Genomic DNA, 15,689 nt, shown 5'->3' with positions numbered 1-15,689 from the left:
TCCGATCTCCCTCCCCCGTCCCACCCCCCCACCCCACCCTCCCCAGCGCACCCCTCCCCGGTCGATCATGAGGTTGACGGCGATGTCGATCTCCGATCCGGCCGCCAACCTCATGATCAACCCGGTGGGGTGCCGGGGTCAGAGCGAGACCGGGCGGCCGCCGAGGGTCACCGTCAGGCGGCCGTCGCCGGCGAAGGACCAGGCCAGGGCACCGGAGTACGTGGCGCAGCGGGAACCGTTGGAGCCGGACCAGAACTGGTTCGAGCCGTCCACGTTGCCGACCGTCTTGTCGTTGGAGCCACCGCCGGCGAAGCGGCAGGACGTGTTGCTCCGGAACACCGAGGTACCGGCGTCGAACGAGAAGTTGCGTTCGGTGTTGTCGATGCTCAGGTTGTTCGAGATCGTCATCGTGCCCGGGTTCCGGTTGTACGTGAACCCGTGCTTGCCGTTGCGGTAGGCGATGGTGCGCCGGACGGTGTGGTTGACGGCGATGTCCTCACCGCCGAGCTTGAAGCCGTTGCGGTCGCCGTTGCCGTTCTGCGTGCCGTTGCTCAGCGTGCCGTTGCTGTACGCGAGCGAGTCCTCGATGGTCACCGTGCCGATCGCGCCGGTGTCGGACTTGGTGTAGAGGTCCCACCCGTCGTCGATGTTGTGGTGCGACACCGCGTACCGGAAGACGTTGCCGCCGCCGACGGTGAGCTTGGCCGCGAAGCCGTCGGCGTCCTCGCCGTCGGAGTCGGCGTTGTCGTGCGACTCCACGCTGACCATGAGGTTGTTCGCCGGCCACTGGTCGCGGGGCGTGCTGGAGGCGATCCGGGACAGTTGCAGCCCGGTGTCGCGGTTGAAGCGGGTCACCGTCCGCTCGATGATGTTGTTGCTGCCGCCGACGAAGATGCCGTTGTCACCGGCCCGCTCCACCACGAGCCCGCGCACGTGCCAGTATGAGGCGTTCAGCGCCAGTCCCCGGTTGGCCGGATCCTCGCTCATCGCGGAGAAGTTCAGGATCGGCGTCTCGCCCGGATAGGCGTACAGGTTCTTGCGGGCGCTCGACGTGCCGTTGTTGCCGGCGGCGACGGTGACCGTCTGCGACAGGTTGTACGTGCCGCCGCGCAGGTAGATCGTGCCCCCGGCGCCGACGCGGGTGATCGCCGCGGCGATCGTGGTGGGGCTGGCCTGGGTGCCGGCCGCCCCGGCGGTGCCGTTCGGCGCGGCGTAGATCGCGCCACCGGCCGGTGGCGGCGTGGTCGGTGGCGGGGTGCTCGGGGGCGGGCTGCTCGGCGGGGCGCTGGTCGGTGGCGTGCCGGTGGTGGGCGTGACGCCGCCGGTGCAGGTGACACCGTTGACGGCGAACGAGGTCGGGACCGGGTTGCTGCTGTTGTTCCAGGTGCCGTTGAAGCCGAACGACGTGCTCGCGTTGGTGCCCAGGCTGCCGTTGTAGCTGACGTTTGCGGCCCGCACCGAGGCGCCGCTGGCGGTGATCTCGGCGCCCCAGGCCTGGGCGACGGTCTGACCGGCGGCGAAGGTCCAGGTGACGGCCCAGCCGTTGAGCGGGTCGCCGAGGTTCGTCAGGTTGACGTTGGCGGTGAAGCCGCCGCCCCACTGCGCGGTGACGGCGTAGTCGACGCGGCAGCCGGCGGCCGCCTGGGCGGCGGTCGCGCCAACGGCCAGGCCGGACGCGGCGAGCGCGGCCGTCGCCGCGGCGGACGTCCACAACACCGTACGGCGGTGTCGGTTGATCATGCTGGTCTCCTGCGGGTGGTGGTGCCGTGCCCACGCCGGCACCGATGCCCGGTCGGTGTCGGGGGCGGGCCTTGATACCCGGACGGCCGTGCCACGAACGCTCACGCTCCCGCGCAGTAAGCGCTTTCAGCGCAGCCTAACGACGGACATCGATGTGGTCAAACCTCGGCCCGCACTGAACGATCCCGCCGCGCCGTCCGTATCCACTGCCGACCGGAACATCGGCCGGAACCGCGATGCCGGAGCGGGCACGAGCACGATTCCTCCAGTCGTCACTTCGCACCGTGGAGACGGGGCGGCACCCGCCGCGCCGGCCCTCCCGGTCAACCAGAGGAGAGGTGCATGGCCAGGGGTACGCGCAAGACCGCGGTCCTGAAGCTCGGCGGGGTGGGTGCCCTCGCGGCGCTGTTGTTGGCCGGTGGACTGCAACTGGCGTCGGCGGGCGAGAACAACCGCCCGGCCACCACTGCCGCCGCGCAGACCGTGAACTGCCCGACCGTACGCGACAAGCTGCCCGCCGTCCCCGCGGCGGCGTCGGCCCAGGTGGAACGGGAACTGGCAAACCTGGACCAGGAGATCGCCCGGCAGAACGAGCGGCTGGCCCGGCAGGCGGTACGCCCCGAGGGCGGACCGGCGTTCATCGACAACGCCATCCTCGGCCCGCTGCGCAGCAAGCGCGTCGCAGTGCTCGACCGCATCGAGATCGCCTTCAACCGGATCGGCGCGCAGCGGCCGGACCTGGACGCGCTGGCGGCCTGCTCGCTCAACGCCCCGGGCGTGCCGAGCGCCGTCAACGGCGGCACCGGCCAGAACGGTGCCGGCCAGAACGGCAACGGCAACGCCGGCGGGCAGAACGGCAACGGTCAGAACGGCAACGCGGGCGGCCAGAACGGCAACGCCGGCGGCGCGGCGCGGACCGTGAACTGCCCCCGGGTGGCGCTGCCCGCCGTCCCGGCGGCGGCCGCCGGCCAGGTGCAGGCCGAACTGGCCACGCTGGACAAGCAGATCGCCGAGGCCGACGCCCGCCTGGCCCGCCTCGCGGTACGCCCAGAGGGCGGACCGGCGTTCATCGACAACGCCATCCTCGGCCCGCTGCGCAGCAAGCGCGTCGCGGCGCTCGACCGCATCGAGATCGCGTTCAACCGGGTCGGCGCGCAGCGCCCGAACCTGGACGGGTTCGCCACCTGCGGCCTGAACTGACAGGGACCGGTCGCGGCCCGGCGGTGCGCATCCGCCGGGCCGCGACAGTGGTCACAACGGCCCGAACACGTCGCCCGGGTCGGCGTCCAGCGAGAGCGTCTCCAGCACCGTGAGCAGCTGCCGCTCCTCGTACCGGAAGTGCGACTCCATGATCGCCGCCACGCCCTCCAGGTGCCGGGCCAGCTCGTCGGGCGGGGCGTCGCGGGCCACCGCCGCGCTCAGCCCGGCCAGCAGGTACCCGATCATCGAGTGGTCCTGCCGCAGCCGGTCCAGCGTGCCGCGCAGGTCCGGATGCCGCGCCGCGATCGCCGGGAAGAGGCTGTGGTCCTCGCCCTCGTGATGCGCGGTCAGCGCCGCGCAGAACCCGTGGCAGAACAACAGCAGCTCACGTGTCGCCGGGCGGGCCGGCGCACCGTCGGCGAGCGCCCGCCGGGTCACCGCCAGCGCCTCGCGCAGCCGCTCGTGGACGGCGCGCATCTCCCGGCTCCAGGCCACCAGCCTGGTCTGTTCGCCCTCAGCCACGTGGCGAGGGCGAAGGGACGACGAGTGTCATCGTCGTGCTCCCTTCGATCCGGCGCCTCCATGCCTGACACGGTCTGCCACCGGCACGCGACGCTGGGCGGAGCCTAACCGGCGGCATCGGCGCCATCAAGTAGTGCCAGCGCTACCCCGGCTCGGTAGCAGGCGGGATGGAGCGCGGAACCGATTCTGGCGAGGCTTGATCCCGTACCCGTTCACCTCCGTCGAGGAGTTCCCATGACCCGCCGTACCTTCCCGGTCGCCGTCGGCGCCGCGGCCCTGCTCACCGTCACCGCGCTGGGTGTGCCCGCCGCGTCCGCCACGACCACCGACGCCCGGCGTCCCGCCGGCGACACCGTCCAGCAGCGACTGGACGGCCTGGTCTCCGAGCACGGCTTCCCCGGGGCGCTGGCCTCCGTACGCCGCGACGGCCGGGTACGCGACTACACCGCGGGCGTGGGTGACCTGCGCACCGGCGCCGGGATTCCCCGCGACGCCCGGGTGCGGATCGGCAGCAACACCAAGACGTTCACCGCCGTGGTCGTCCTTCAGCTCGTCGGCGAGGGCCGCGTCGACCTGGACGCCACCGTCGAGCGCTACCTGCCCGGGATGGTGCGCGCCAACGGCAACGACGGGCGGCGGATCACCGTACGCCAGCTGCTGCAGCAGACCAGCGGCCTGCCCGACTACGACGAGGTCGTGTTCAGCGAGGCGCAGGACCTGGTGGACCGGCGCAGCGACTACTTCGATCCGCGCCGGCTGCTGGACGAGGCGCTCACCCAGGACCGGCGCTTCCCGCCGGGTCAGAAGTGGGAGTACAGCAACACCAACTTCGTGCTGGCCGGGCTGATCATCGAGCGGGTCACCAAACGTCCGGTGGGTGAGGAGATCACCCGGCGGATCATCGAGCCGCTGCGGCTGCGCGACACGTACTGGCCGCAGACCGGCGAGCAGGACCTGCCCGGCCGGCTGCCGCGCGGATACGTGGCGGTGGAACCGGGCGCGCCGTGGGTCGACGTGACCCGGATGGACCCGTCGCTGGGCTGGGCCGCGGGCCAGCTCGTCTCGACCCCGTCGGACCTGCGCACGTTCTTCGAGGCGCTGCTGGCGGGCAAGCTGCTCGAGCCGGCCCAGCAGGCGGCGCTGATGCGCACGGTGCCGGCGCCCGATTTCGAGCCCACCGGCGTCTGGGAGTACGGCCTGGGCATCGCCCGGCACGAACTGCCCTGCGGCGGTCACGCCTGGGGACACGGCGGCGACATCCAGGGCTTCCAGACCCGCAACCTGTCCACCACCGACGGGCGCAGCGCGGTGGTCGCGGTGACCGGGCTGCCGACGAGCATGGAGATGCTGGAGGCGGTCACCAGCACCGTCGACGCGGCCCTGTGCGGCACCGGCCGCTGATCCCCGGTTCACCGCACGCGCGCCGCCTCACGCGAGGCGGCGCGCGTGCGTACGTCTACCGCCGGCCGTCGAGGTAGCGCAGCACGGCGGTGACCCGGCGGTCGGCGCGGTCGTCCGGCGGCAGGCTCAGCTTCGCGAAGATGCTGCGGATGTGCTTGTGCACCGCGCCGTCGGTGACGAACAGCCGTTCCGCGATCGCGCCGTTGCCCAGCCCTTCGGCCATCAGCGCCAGCACCTCGTGCTCACGCGGCGACAGCTCGGCCAGCGCGGTGTCCGGCCGCCGGTTGCGGGCGAGCAGCTGGCCGACCACCTCGGGGTCGATCACGCTGCCGCCGTCCGCGACGCGGTGCAGCGCGGCGAGGAACTCCTCGACCCGGCCCACCCGCTCCTTGAGCAGGTAGCCGAGCCCGGAGGCGCCGACCGAGAACAGCTCGGTGGCGAACGCCTGCTCGACGTACGCGGACAGGACCAGCACCGCGAGGCCCGGTCGGCGGCGGCGGGCCTCGACCGCGGCGACGATGCCCTCGTCGGTGTGGGTGGGCGGCATCCGCACGTCGACGATCGCCACGTCCGGCCGGTGCTCGTCCACAGCGGCCAGGAACTCCCCCGGTGTGCCGGCGGTGGCCACCACGTCCAGGTCCTCGGCGCGCAGCAGCAGCGCCAGCCCTTCGCGCAGCAGCGCGTCGTCCTCGGCGATCACGATCCGCATGGCAGCTCCACGTGCATCCTCGTCGGTCCTCCCGGTGGACTCGTCAACGTCATCCGCCCGTCGTACGCCTCGACCCGGCGGCGGATGCCGGTCAGCCCGGAGCCGCGCGTCTCGTCGGCGTCCCCGCGCCCGTCGTCGGTGACCGTCACGAGCAGCCGGTCCCCCTCCCGGCGCACGGAGACGTCCACCGCGCTCGCGCCGCTGTGCCGGACCACGTTCGTCAGCGCCTCGGCCACCACGAAGTACGCGGTGGCCTCGACCGACGCCGCGCAGCGCACGTCGACGTCCACCGACAGGCGGCACGGCACCGCGCACTCCGCGGCGAGTCCGTCGAGCGCCCCGGCCAGGCCCCGGTCGTCGAGCACCGGCGGCAGGATGCCGCGCACCACCGTACGCAGCTCGCCGAGCGCCTGCTCGGCCGCGTTCTGCGCGCGTTCCAGGATCTCGTCGGCGCGGTCCGGGTCGCGGCGTACCGCCCGCCGCGCGGCGCCGAGCAGCACGTTCACCGCGACCAGCCGGTTCTGCGTGCCGTCGTGCAGCGAGCGTTCGATCCGGCGCAGCTCCACCGCGTGCGCGTCGAGCGCGGCGGCCCGGGTGGCGGTGAGTTCGGCGACCCGCAACGACAGGTCGAACCCGGGCGGCGGGGGCAGCAGCCGGCGGCCCGGCCGGGCCTGGATCCGCGCGAGTGCCGGGCCGGTCGTGACCGCGAGGAACAGCCAGCCGACCCCGAGCACGGCGACCGCCAGCGCGTCGCCGAGCCCGTCGATGTGCCACCAGCCGAGGCCGGGCGCGCCGGCCTCCGGCGGCACCAGCCGGTACCAGAGCGGGAACGTCATGTCCTGCACGGCGTAGATCGGCAGTGCGAGCGCGATCAGCCCGGCGCCGAAGCCGAGCGTTCCGTGGACGGCCACCCAGCGCAGTTCCCGCCGGACGACCGGGTCGCGCAGTGCCTGGCGCACCCCGGCCGGCACCGGGCCGGGCGCCGGGATCGGCGGCCCCCACCGGGACAGCCGGGCGCGTTCCCGGTCGGCCACCGACCGCATGGCCTGGAGCAGCCCGGGTACGAGCAGCAGCCCGACCCCGCCGACGCACGCCGCCGCCACCACGACCGTCCCGAGCAGCAGGCCGAGCGCCAGCACAGCGGTGCCCAGCCCGCTGACGAGGTGCTCCAGCGCGGTCACCGCGGCACGGAACCGCCCGCGTACGTACTCCATCCCCGGCCCACCCCCGGCCGTCACGATAGGTCACCGCCGTCGCCGTGCGTCAGGGCCGGGGGCGGAAAGTACAGCCTGCTGTACCACGGTTGTCGTGCTGGCGGGATCGTTGCCGGCCGGCCGCGCGCCTAACGTTCAGGTGCAAGGACATCACCCGAGGAGGCAGCCGTGAACGACCTGGACCGTACCGCCGAGACCACCGCCGCGACGACGCCCGTCACCCGGATGCGCCCGCTGCTCTGGCTGGTGCTCGTCGTCGGCGTGGTGGCGAACGTGACGCTGTCGAACGTCCTGGAAAACCCGTGGGCCGGTTCGGCCTTCGGCGTGCTGGCGCTGGCGTCCGGCGTGGCCCTTGCCATGAACCACTACCGCAACCGCTGACCCGCGTCGGGGCGGGCCGGGACGACCGTCGGCCCGCCCTGCGGCGTTCGCCCGCGCGACCCCGTCCGCGGCTGGTACGACTGGTGTCGTCGACGGCGCGTACGGAAGGGACCGGATGGCGAGTGAGCCGCGTGGGCACCTGCTGCGGCCCCGCGAGGCCTCCCGCCGGGCGTCGTTCCTGGAACTCTTCTTCGACCTGGCCTTCATCCTCGCGTTGAACCGGGTGTCCCTGGTGCTGGAGGAGGATCTGAGCCTCGGCGGGGCGTACCGGGCCGCACTGCTGCTGGTGCCGATCTGGTGGGTGTGGTTCGTGACCGCCTGGTCGACGGACTGGTTCGACCCGCGTTCCCCGCCGATCGTCACGCTGCTGATCTGGGTCATGTTCGGCGGCCTGCTGATGGCGGCGGCGGCGCCCACCGCGTACACCGGGCACGCGCTCGTGTTCGCCGGCGCGTACGTAGCGATCCACCTGGGCCGGCCGTTGATCCTGCTGCCGGCGCTGCGCGGACATCCGCTGCGGGTGCGCAGCCTGCGGGTGGCGATCTGGTTCGGTGTGTCAGGGGTGCTGTGGGTGACCGGCGCGCTCGCCGGGACGGCGCAGGTGGCGCTCTGGACCACGGCGATCGTCCTGGATCTCGTCCTGGCGCGGCTGCGCTGGCCGACACCGGGGCTGGGCCGGTCGAGCTGGCGCGATCTCCAGGTGGTCGGCGAGCACCTGGCCGAGCGCTACCAGCAGATCTACATCATCGCGCTGGGCGAGCTGATCCTGTCCGCCGGGATCGTGTTCAGCAACGCCGGTTTCGACGGCTACCGGACCGTGGCGTTCGCGCTGGCGTTCGTCAACGCGGTCACCGTGGGGCGGCTCTACCTGGTGCCGGGCGGGATGCGGCTCGGCGAGGCGATCGAGGCGCGCGGGCCGTCCGGGAGCCGGCTCGGCCTGCTGGCCGGTTACCTGCACCTGGTGATGGTGGCCGGGGTGGTGGCCACGGCGGTCGGCGCGCAGGTGATGATCGGGGATCCACTGTCCCGCGATCCGGCCGCGCTCGTGGTGGCGCTCAGCGGCCCGGCACTGTTCCTGATCGGCTGGATCGGGTTGGCCGCGGCCGTGCACCGCCGGGTGACCTGGTACCGGCCGGCCGGGCTGGCGGTGATCGTGGCGCTGGGCGTCCTGGCGTACGGGCTGCCGCTGCTGGCCGGCTCCGCGTTGCTGGCCGCGCTGCTGATCCTGATCGTGTACGCGGAGACCACGGCGGTGCGCCGGGAGGTTCGCAGCTGAACGCGTTAACGCCACCATTCGATTGACAGACGACTATGTGAACGCCAGGCTAGGGGAGATTGTTAGCGTTAACGCGGCCGTCATCTCCCCCGCAGAGGAGGGCCCTCCCGTGCCCCTGACCCGACGCGCGTTCACAGTCGGCGCCCTGTCCGCCGCTGCCGCCGCCACCGGCGCGCTCAGCCTGCCCCGCGGCGCGCTCGCGGCGGCGAACACCGCCTACGCGATGGCCTACTTCACCGAGACGCCGAACGGCCTCGGCGCCGACTACGGCCTGCACCTGGCCGTCAGCCGGGACGGCCTGAACTGGACCCCGCTGAACCAGAACAACCCGGTGGTCACCCCCACCGCCGGGCAGCTCGGCCTGCGCGACCCGTTCGTGCTGCGCAGGACCGACGGCACGTTCGTGGTACTGGCCACCGACCTCAAGGGCACCAACTGGGGGCTGACCAGCCAGTACCTGCACGTGTGGGATTCGACCGACCTGACCGCGTTCACCGGTTACCGGCGCATCCGGATGCACACGCTCGACACCCACACGTGGGCGCCGACCGCGTTCTGGGACGCCGCCCGCGGCCAGTACGCCATCGTCTACTCCGCCAACAACGGCCGGGACGTGCTGTTCGTCAACTACACCAGCGACTTCCGCACCGTCAGCGCCCCGCAGGTCTACTTCAGCCCCGCCTTCGGCGTGCTCGACGGCGACGTCGTGGTCGACGGCGGCACCACGTACCTGTACTACAAGAACCTCAACGACGGCTACCTGTACGGCGCCCGCTCCACCACCGCCGCGCCGAACAGCTTCACCACGTACACCAGCGGGCTGCGGCAGGGCACCGCGATCGAGGCACCGCTGCTGCTGCGCACCAACGAGGGCAGCTGGCGGCTGTGGGGCGACTCGTTCAGCCCGGTCAACAACGACTACTACGCCTGGTCCACGACGACCATCTCGGGCAACTCGTGGACGCCGCTGAACCAGCGCGACTACACCCCGCCGCTGAACTCCAAGCACGGCTCGATGATCGGCATCAGCGACGCCGAGTACGCCGGCCTGGTCAACCGCTGGGGCACACCGAACTGGGTCCGGCTCAAGTCGTCGAACCTGCCCGACCGCTACGTCCGGCACGCCGACCGGATCGCCCGCGTCGACGCGTACCCGTTCGACCCCTACCAGGACCAGATGTGGCGGATGGTCCCCGGCCTGGCCGACGCCGCCGGCGTCTCGTTCGAGTCGGTCAACTACCCGGGCAACTACCTGCGGCACTACGACTACGCGGTCCGGCTCGACCCGAACGACGGCACCGCCACGTTCCGCGCCGACGCCACCTTCCACCGCACCGCAGGCCTGGCGGACAGCACCTGGTCGTCGTTCCGCTCGCACAACTTCCCCACCCGCTACCTACGGCACTACGACTACCGGCTGCGCATCGACCCGCTCGGCACCGGCTCGCCCGCGATCGACAGGCAGGACGCCACGTTCCGGGTCACCGCGTAACCGTCCCCCACCACCGCCGTCCCCCACCACCACCGTCCCGCCACGGAGGCCGTCCATGCCCGCTCCCCTGGTGAACCGCCGATTCCTGCTCCGCGCCACCGGCGCCACCGCCGTCGCGGCCACCGCCGGCGCCGCCGCCGGGTCCGTCACCGCAGGCGGTACGGCGCACGCCGCGCTGCCACCGGCCCGCCCCGACATCGGCGTGTCCGCGTACGCCTTCGACCCGGGTCAGGTCCGGCTGACCGCCGGCCGATGGCAGGACAACCAGAATCGTACGGTCGCCTACCTGCGCTTCGTCGACGTGAACCGGCTGCTCTACAACTTCCGGGCCAACCACCGCCTGTCCACCGGCGGCGCCGCCGCCAACGGCGGCTGGGACGCGCCGAACTTCCCGTTCCGCACCCACATGCAGGGGCACTTCCTGACCGCCTGGGCGCAGGCGTGGGCGGTGCTCGGCGACACCACCTGCCGGGACAAGGCGCTCACCACGGTGGCCGAGCTGGCCCGCTGCCAGGCCAACAACGGCGCGGCCGGGTTCAGCACCGGCTACCTGTCCGGCTTCCCGGAGTCCGACTTCACCGCGCTGGAGGCCCGGACCCTCAGCAACGGCAACGTCCCCTACTACTGCATCCACAAGACGCTCGCCGGGCTGCTGGACGTGTGGCGGCTGATCGGCAGCACCCAGGCCCGGGACGTGCTGCTGGCGCTGGCCGGCTGGGTCGACCAGCGCACCGGCCGGCTCACCTCGGCCCAGATGCAGGCCATGCTGGGCACCGAGTTCGGCGGCATGAACGCGGTGCTGACCGACCTCTACCAGCAGACCGGCGACGCGCGGTGGCTGACTGTCGCGCAGCGGTTCGACCACGCCGCCGTGTTCAACCCGCTCGCCGCGAACTCCGACCAGCTCAACGGGCTGCACGCCAACACGCAGGTGCCCAAGTGGATCGGCGCGGCCCGGGAGTACAAGGCGACAGGCGTCACCCGCTACCGGGACATCGCCGCGAACGCGTGGGCCATCACCGTCGGCGCCCACACGTACGCCATCGGCGGCAACAGCCAGGCCGAGCACTTCCGCGCGCCCAACGCGATCGCCGGCTACCTGCGCAACGACACGTGCGAGGCGTGCAACACGTACAACATGCTCAAGCTGACCCGGGAGTTGTGGCAGCTCGACCCGGACCGGGTCGCGTACGCCGACTTCTACGAGCGTGCGCTGCTCAACCACATGATCGGCCAGCAGAACCCGGCCGACGCGCACGGTCACGTCACGTACTTCACCCCGCTCAACCCGGGCGGGCGGCGCGGTGTCGGCCCGGCGTGGGGCGGCGGCACGTGGAGCACCGACTACAACTCGTTCTGGTGCTGCCAGGGCACCGGGCTGGAGACCAACACGACGCTGGCGGACGCGATCTACTTCCACAACGGCACCACGCTGACCGTCAACCTGTTCGTCCCGTCCGTTCTCACCTGGAGCCAGCGCGGCATCACCGTCACCCAGGCCACGTCGTACCCGGTCGGCGACACCACGACGCTCACCGTCACCGGCTCGGTCAGCGGCTCGTGGACGATGCGGATCCGGATCCCGGCATGGACCAGCGGGGCGAGCGTCAGCGTCAACGGCGTCGCGGCGGGTATCGCCACCGCGCCCGGCAGCTACGCCGTCCTGACCCGTGCCTGGACCTCCGGCGACACGGTCACGGTCCGGCTGCCGATGCGGGTCGCCACGGTGCCTGCCAACGACGACGCCGCGGTGCAGGCCGTCACGTACGGGCCGGTGGTGCTCTCCGGCAACTACGGCAACACCACGTTGAGCGGCCTGCCCACGCTGGATCCCGCCTCCATCACCCGTACCGGCACGGGCTCTCTCGCGTTCACCGCCCGGGCCGACGGCGCCACCGTCAACCTCGGCCCCTTCTACGACGCCCACGGGCACAACTACACGGTCTACTGGCGGGTCGGCGCGGGCGGTGGCGGCGGGGAGGCGAGCTTCCGGCTCGCCAACGCGGCGAGCGGGCTGGTGCTCGGCATCCAGAACATGTCGACCGCCGACGGCGGGCTCGCGCTGCAGTGGGGTGACACCGGCACCGCCGACCACGACTGGCAGCTTGTGGTAGACGGGTCGGCGCTGCGGCTGCGCAACGTCAACAGCGGCAAGGTGCTGGGGGTGGAGAACATGTCCACCGCCGACGGCGTTCGGATCCTCCAGTGGGCGGACAACGGCACCGCCGACCACCTGTGGACAGTGGTCGACGTCGGCGACGGCAGCCACAAGTTGCGCAACGTGCACACCGGCAAGCTGCTCGGCATCTCCGGCGGCTCGACCGCCCAGGGCGCGTTCGCCGTGCAGGACCCGGACAACGGCAGCCTCGACAACCAGTGGCGGTTCCTGCCCAACGGCGCGCGGCGGATCCAGAACCTCGGCAGCGGGCTGGTGCTCGGCGTACAGAACATGTCCACCGCCGACGGCGGGCCGGTCATCCAGTGGGGCGACACCGGCACCGCCGACCACCTCTGGACCGCGCTCGTGGACACCGGCGGCTACCTGCGGCTGCGCAACGGCAACAGCGGCAAGGTGCTCGGCGTCGAGGGTGGTTCGACCGCGGCGGACGCCCGGATCGTCCAGTGGGCCGACAACGGCACCGCCGACCACAGGTGGCGGCTGCGGCACGGCGGAGGCGGCTGGTTCCGGATCCAGTGCGCGAACGGGGGCCGGGTGCTCGGGCTCAGCGGCGGCTCCGGCGCCCAGGGGGCGCAGGCGGTCCTCGCAGACGACACCGGGGCGGCGCACCAGCGCTGGCGGTTCCTCTGATCACAGGTGACGGCGGGCGCCGATCATGGTCGCCACCAGCGCCGGGTGGTCAGTCGTCCCGCGCATGTCCACCGCGCGGCGGCAGCAGATCGTCACGCCGCCGGACGCCATGATCTGCTGCCGGGCACCGTCGTCGATCCGCCGGTAACCGACCGGCACGCACGAGCGCACGTCCGGGGTGCCGCCGGCGCGCAGGTTGAGGTCACCGCCGAGGACTGTCGGCGCGCTCCCGGTGTCGCCCCGGGTCCCCGGCACCACCGCGCCGAGCAACTGCCCGCACTGGGCCAGCGCCACCTGGCCGCTGGTGTTCGCCAGGTGCGTGGTGCAGGCGTGCAGCCCGTCGCCCCGGACGCAGAGCCAGACCCGCTCCTCCGGGTCGGCGAGGTCCTGCGCCGGATAGGTCCCGCGGTGCACGGACGACCGCGCGTCCCGGCCGTCGAGGCGGGTCAGCAGCCCGATCCCGTACGGCTCGCCGTTGTCGCACCGGGTAGGACCACCGGAGGGGCGGTCACCGGCGGCCTGGAACGCGGACACCACGGTGCCGCCGGCGCGGGCGGCCCGCAGCGTCCGCTCCAGCGTCGCCACGTCGTCGCGGCAGATCTCGTTGAGCGTGACCACGTCGGGTGCCTCGGCGGCGATCACGTCGGCGGCCCGCGGGACGGCCCGGCCGGTGTAGCAGCCGGCCCGGCCGCTGTTGCACAGGTTCATCTGCAGCACCCGCAGCGTTCCCGGGCCGGCGGCGCCGGCGTTCGAGGATCCGGCGGGCAGCCCGGCAACGACGAGCAGGCACACCACTGCCAGCACCCGGCGGACTCGCCGGGCGAGGTGGGTGGCCGGCTGCGGGGACAGCGGGGCTCCAACGGGGTACGGGCGGCGGCGGGCGCCGGTGATCCTATCCCCGGAGCGCCGCGGTCGCCGCCTACCTCGGTACCGCCCCGAACCACGCCTCCCGGTCGTAGGGGTCGGGCCCGCGCCGGGGCAGTGCCGGCGGCACCTCGCCGGCGACCGGCGCGTAGTGGTCGAAGGTGGCGGTCAGCACCGCCTCGCCGCCGGTGAGGTCGGGCAGGGCGGCGACGACCCGCGGCACCCGGGCGGACGGCACGGTGCCGCTCACCTCCAGGTAGCCGCCCGCGACGGCGGTGTCGTGGACGACCGCGCCGAGCCGGCCGAGCAGCGCCAGCACCGTCTCCACCGCGTGCCGCGGCAGGTTGACGTCGAACCGTTCGATCGGCTGGCACACCCGCGTACCGGCCTGCCGCAGCGCGGCGGCGACCACGACCGGGGCGAGGTTGCGGAAGTCCGCCGCCACCGTCGAGATCGACTTGTCGAACTTCTGGTGCGGGCGGCTCTGCCGGGGCCAGTACCGGGACGCCGTCATGGTGACGGTGCAGTCGGTGACCGGCCAGCCGTGCCGGCCCTGCCGCAGCGCGGCCCGTACGCCCTCCTCGGTGGCGGCGACGAACGCCGGGGGCAGCCGGCCCGGCTCGATCCCGGGCCGGAACCCGATGCCGTGCCCGGCCGGTGCGGCCTCGACGCGCAACCCCAGCCCGGCCAGGTACGGGTTGCCGCGTTCCCGTACCCGCTCCTCGGCAGTACCGGTGCCGGCGACCCGTTCGATGCAGGCGGTGAGCGTGCCGGAGAACCGCACCCGGACGCCGTACCGGTCCTCCATCAGGGCGGCGAGGACCTCCTTCTGGACCTCGCCGTGCAGGCGGATCACCGCCTCCGCCTGCTGTTCGTCGAGGCGCAGGTCCACCAGCGGATCCTCGTCGGCCAGTTCGGCCAGGCCGGCGAACATCGCCAGGCGCTGCGCCGGGTCTACCGGCTCGACGACCGCCTGCCGGGTCGGTGGCGGGAACCGGTAGTCGTGCCGCCGAGGCGGGTCGCCGATGTGCTGGCCGATCCGGGCGGACACCCCGCGTACCGCCGCGATCTGCCCGGCGGAGACCGACCGGCGCACCAGCACGCCGGCGGGCTCGATGACGGCGATCTCCGTCACCGGCTCCGGACGGCCGTCGCCGAGCCGCACCCGGTCCCGTACCCGCAGGCGCCCGGACCACAGCCGCAGCCAGACGCGCCGGCCGTGCCCGTCGCGGTCGACGGCGAAGACGGTGCCCGCCGGCGGTCCGTCCCGCGCCTCGCCGTACGGCAGCAGGTCGGCCAGGACGTCGCACAGCCGGCGTACCCCGGCGCCGGTGATGGCCGAGCCGCACACCGCCGGGACCAGCTCGGCGCGGCGCACCGCGCGGCGCAGCGCCCGGCGGACGTCGCGTACGCGGACCGGCCGGTCGGCCAGCCAGCGCGCCGCCACCGCGTCGTCGACCTCCGCCACCTCGGCCACCACCGGCTCGGCGTCGAGGCCCACGGCGTGCACCCGGGCCTCGCGTGTGCCCTGGCCGGTGACGGTGCCGAGCAGGACCGGCCGCGCGCCGAGCCGCTGCCGTACCTGCGCCGTCACCCGGTCGACGTCGGCGCCGCCGCGGTCGACCTTGTTGAAGAAGAACACAGTCGGTACGCCGATGCGGCGCAGCGCCCGCCAGATGGCGACGGTCTGCGGCTGGACGCCCTCCACGCTCGACACCACGAGCACGGCGGCGTCGAGGACGGCCAGGGAGCGCTCGACCTCCGCGATGAAGTCGGGGTGGCCGGGGGTGTCCAGCAGGTTGATGCCGAGGTCGCCGATGGTGATCGACGTGACGGCCGCCCGGATGGTGATGCCGCGGCGGCGTTCCAGTTCCATCGAGTCGGTCCGGGTCGTGCCGGCGTCGACGCTGCCCGGCTCGGCCACGGCGCCTGCCTCGTAGAGCAGGCGTTCGGTCAGGCTGGTCTTTCCGGCGTCAACATGCGCGACGATTCCGAGGTTCAACAGGGCCAAGGCGGAGCTCCACGGTAGGACGGGCAAGGGTCCGAAGCGTGGAAGCTGCTCGCATCATCTCTCCTGGTGG

The 15,689-nt window shown here is 73.0% G+C and carries 12 protein-coding genes; 6 read left to right on the top strand and 6 right to left on the bottom strand.

The features are described from left to right. Nucleotides 1-138 precede the first annotated feature (138 nt). The gene (locus O7546_RS10770; protein WP_281600853.1) at nucleotides 139-1,740 is read right to left on the bottom strand and encodes a cellulose-binding domain-containing protein; all 1,602 of its coding nucleotides are present in this window, start codon (nucleotides 1,738-1,740) and stop codon (nucleotides 139-141) included. Between the two features lie 342 nt (nucleotides 1,741-2,082). Between O7546_RS10770 and O7546_RS10765 the strand changes: the two genes are divergently transcribed. After that, nucleotides 2,083-2,940, top strand: coding sequence for a hypothetical protein (locus tag O7546_RS10765; RefSeq protein ID WP_194799921.1), 858 nt, complete (start codon nucleotides 2,083-2,085; stop codon nucleotides 2,938-2,940). Between the two features lie 51 nt (nucleotides 2,941-2,991). On the opposite strand, the gene O7546_RS10760 is transcribed toward O7546_RS10765, so the two are convergent. Continuing rightward, nucleotides 2,992-3,462: a hemerythrin domain-containing protein gene (locus O7546_RS10760; protein ID WP_194799920.1), complete on the bottom strand. Its 471-nt coding sequence runs from the start codon at nucleotides 3,460-3,462 to the stop codon at nucleotides 2,992-2,994. Between the two features lie 234 nt (nucleotides 3,463-3,696). Here O7546_RS10760 and O7546_RS10755 point away from each other — a divergent pair, with 234 nt between their 5' ends. Then, a complete protein-coding gene (locus O7546_RS10755) occupies nucleotides 3,697-4,863 on the top strand; it encodes a serine hydrolase domain-containing protein (RefSeq protein ID WP_269696682.1) in 1,167 nt (388 codons plus the stop codon). A gap of 55 nt (nucleotides 4,864-4,918) precedes the next feature. Here the strand turns inward: O7546_RS10755 and O7546_RS10750 are convergent, their stop codons facing one another. Both O7546_RS10750 and O7546_RS10745 read right to left on the bottom strand, forming a co-directional pair. After that, complete coding sequence (locus tag O7546_RS10750; protein ID WP_194799918.1) at nucleotides 4,919-5,572, bottom strand: response regulator transcription factor; 654 nt, start codon at nucleotides 5,570-5,572, stop codon at nucleotides 4,919-4,921. Further along, complete coding sequence (locus O7546_RS10745) at nucleotides 5,560-6,786, bottom strand: sensor histidine kinase (protein ID WP_269696681.1); 1,227 nt, start codon at nucleotides 6,784-6,786, stop codon at nucleotides 5,560-5,562. The genes O7546_RS10750 and O7546_RS10745 overlap by 13 nt, the downstream gene beginning before the upstream one ends. Before the next feature lie 168 nt (nucleotides 6,787-6,954). Between O7546_RS10745 and O7546_RS10740 the strand changes: the two genes are divergently transcribed. The 4 genes from O7546_RS10740 to O7546_RS10725 all read left to right on the top strand — a co-directional run bounded on the left by O7546_RS10740 (nucleotide 6,955) and on the right by O7546_RS10725 (nucleotide 12,744). Further along, nucleotides 6,955-7,167, top strand: a complete 213-nt coding sequence (locus tag O7546_RS10740) for a hypothetical protein (RefSeq protein WP_194799916.1) — start codon at nucleotides 6,955-6,957, stop codon at nucleotides 7,165-7,167. A 115-nt stretch (nucleotides 7,168-7,282) separates the two neighbouring features. Then, the gene (locus O7546_RS10735) at nucleotides 7,283-8,443 is read left to right on the top strand and encodes a low temperature requirement protein A (protein WP_194799915.1); all 1,161 of its coding nucleotides are present in this window, start codon (nucleotides 7,283-7,285) and stop codon (nucleotides 8,441-8,443) included. A 109-nt stretch (nucleotides 8,444-8,552) separates the two neighbouring features. Beyond that, on the top strand, nucleotides 8,553-9,935 hold the full coding sequence (locus tag O7546_RS10730; protein WP_281600852.1) for a glycoside hydrolase family 43 protein: 1,383 nt from the start codon (nucleotides 8,553-8,555) through the stop codon (nucleotides 9,933-9,935). 55 nt (nucleotides 9,936-9,990) lie between these two features. Then, nucleotides 9,991-12,744: a beta-L-arabinofuranosidase domain-containing protein gene (locus O7546_RS10725; protein ID WP_194799913.1), complete on the top strand. Its 2,754-nt coding sequence runs from the start codon at nucleotides 9,991-9,993 to the stop codon at nucleotides 12,742-12,744. Here O7546_RS10725 and O7546_RS10720 read toward each other — a convergent pair whose 3' ends face one another. After that, complete coding sequence (locus O7546_RS10720; protein WP_194799912.1) at nucleotides 12,745-13,548, bottom strand: endonuclease/exonuclease/phosphatase family protein; 804 nt, start codon at nucleotides 13,546-13,548, stop codon at nucleotides 12,745-12,747. A 115-nt stretch (nucleotides 13,549-13,663) separates the two neighbouring features. Further along, nucleotides 13,664-15,619, bottom strand: coding sequence for a TetM/TetW/TetO/TetS family tetracycline resistance ribosomal protection protein (locus O7546_RS10715; protein WP_281600851.1), 1,956 nt, complete (start codon nucleotides 15,617-15,619; stop codon nucleotides 13,664-13,666). Nucleotides 15,620-15,689: the final 70 nt, after the last annotated feature.

Source organism: Micromonospora sp. WMMA1976, from assembly GCF_027497335.1.
Taxonomy (GTDB): Bacteria; Actinomycetota; Actinomycetes; order Mycobacteriales; family Micromonosporaceae; genus Micromonospora; species Micromonospora aurantiaca.
Note: the sequence above shows the minus strand (reverse complement) of the source record. Positions and strands in the feature narration are given on the sequence as shown.

Coding starts and splice junctions, on each gene's coding strand:
- O7546_RS10770 (WP_281600853.1), bottom strand. CDS start 1,740: ATGATCAACCGACACCGCCGTACGGTGTTGTGGACGTCCGCCGCGGCG.
- O7546_RS10765 (WP_194799921.1), top strand. CDS start 2,083: ATGGCCAGGGGTACGCGCAAGACCGCGGTCCTGAAGCTCGGCGGGGTG.
- O7546_RS10755 (WP_269696682.1), top strand. CDS start 3,697: ATGACCCGCCGTACCTTCCCGGTCGCCGTCGGCGCCGCGGCCCTGCTC.
- O7546_RS10750 (WP_194799918.1), bottom strand. CDS start 5,572: ATGCGGATCGTGATCGCCGAGGACGACGCGCTGCTGCGCGAAGGGCTG.
- O7546_RS10745 (WP_269696681.1), bottom strand. CDS start 6,786: ATGGAGTACGTACGCGGGCGGTTCCGTGCCGCGGTGACCGCGCTGGAG.
- O7546_RS10735 (WP_194799915.1), top strand. CDS start 7,283: ATGGCGAGTGAGCCGCGTGGGCACCTGCTGCGGCCCCGCGAGGCCTCC.
- O7546_RS10725 (WP_194799913.1), top strand. CDS start 9,991: ATGCCCGCTCCCCTGGTGAACCGCCGATTCCTGCTCCGCGCCACCGGC.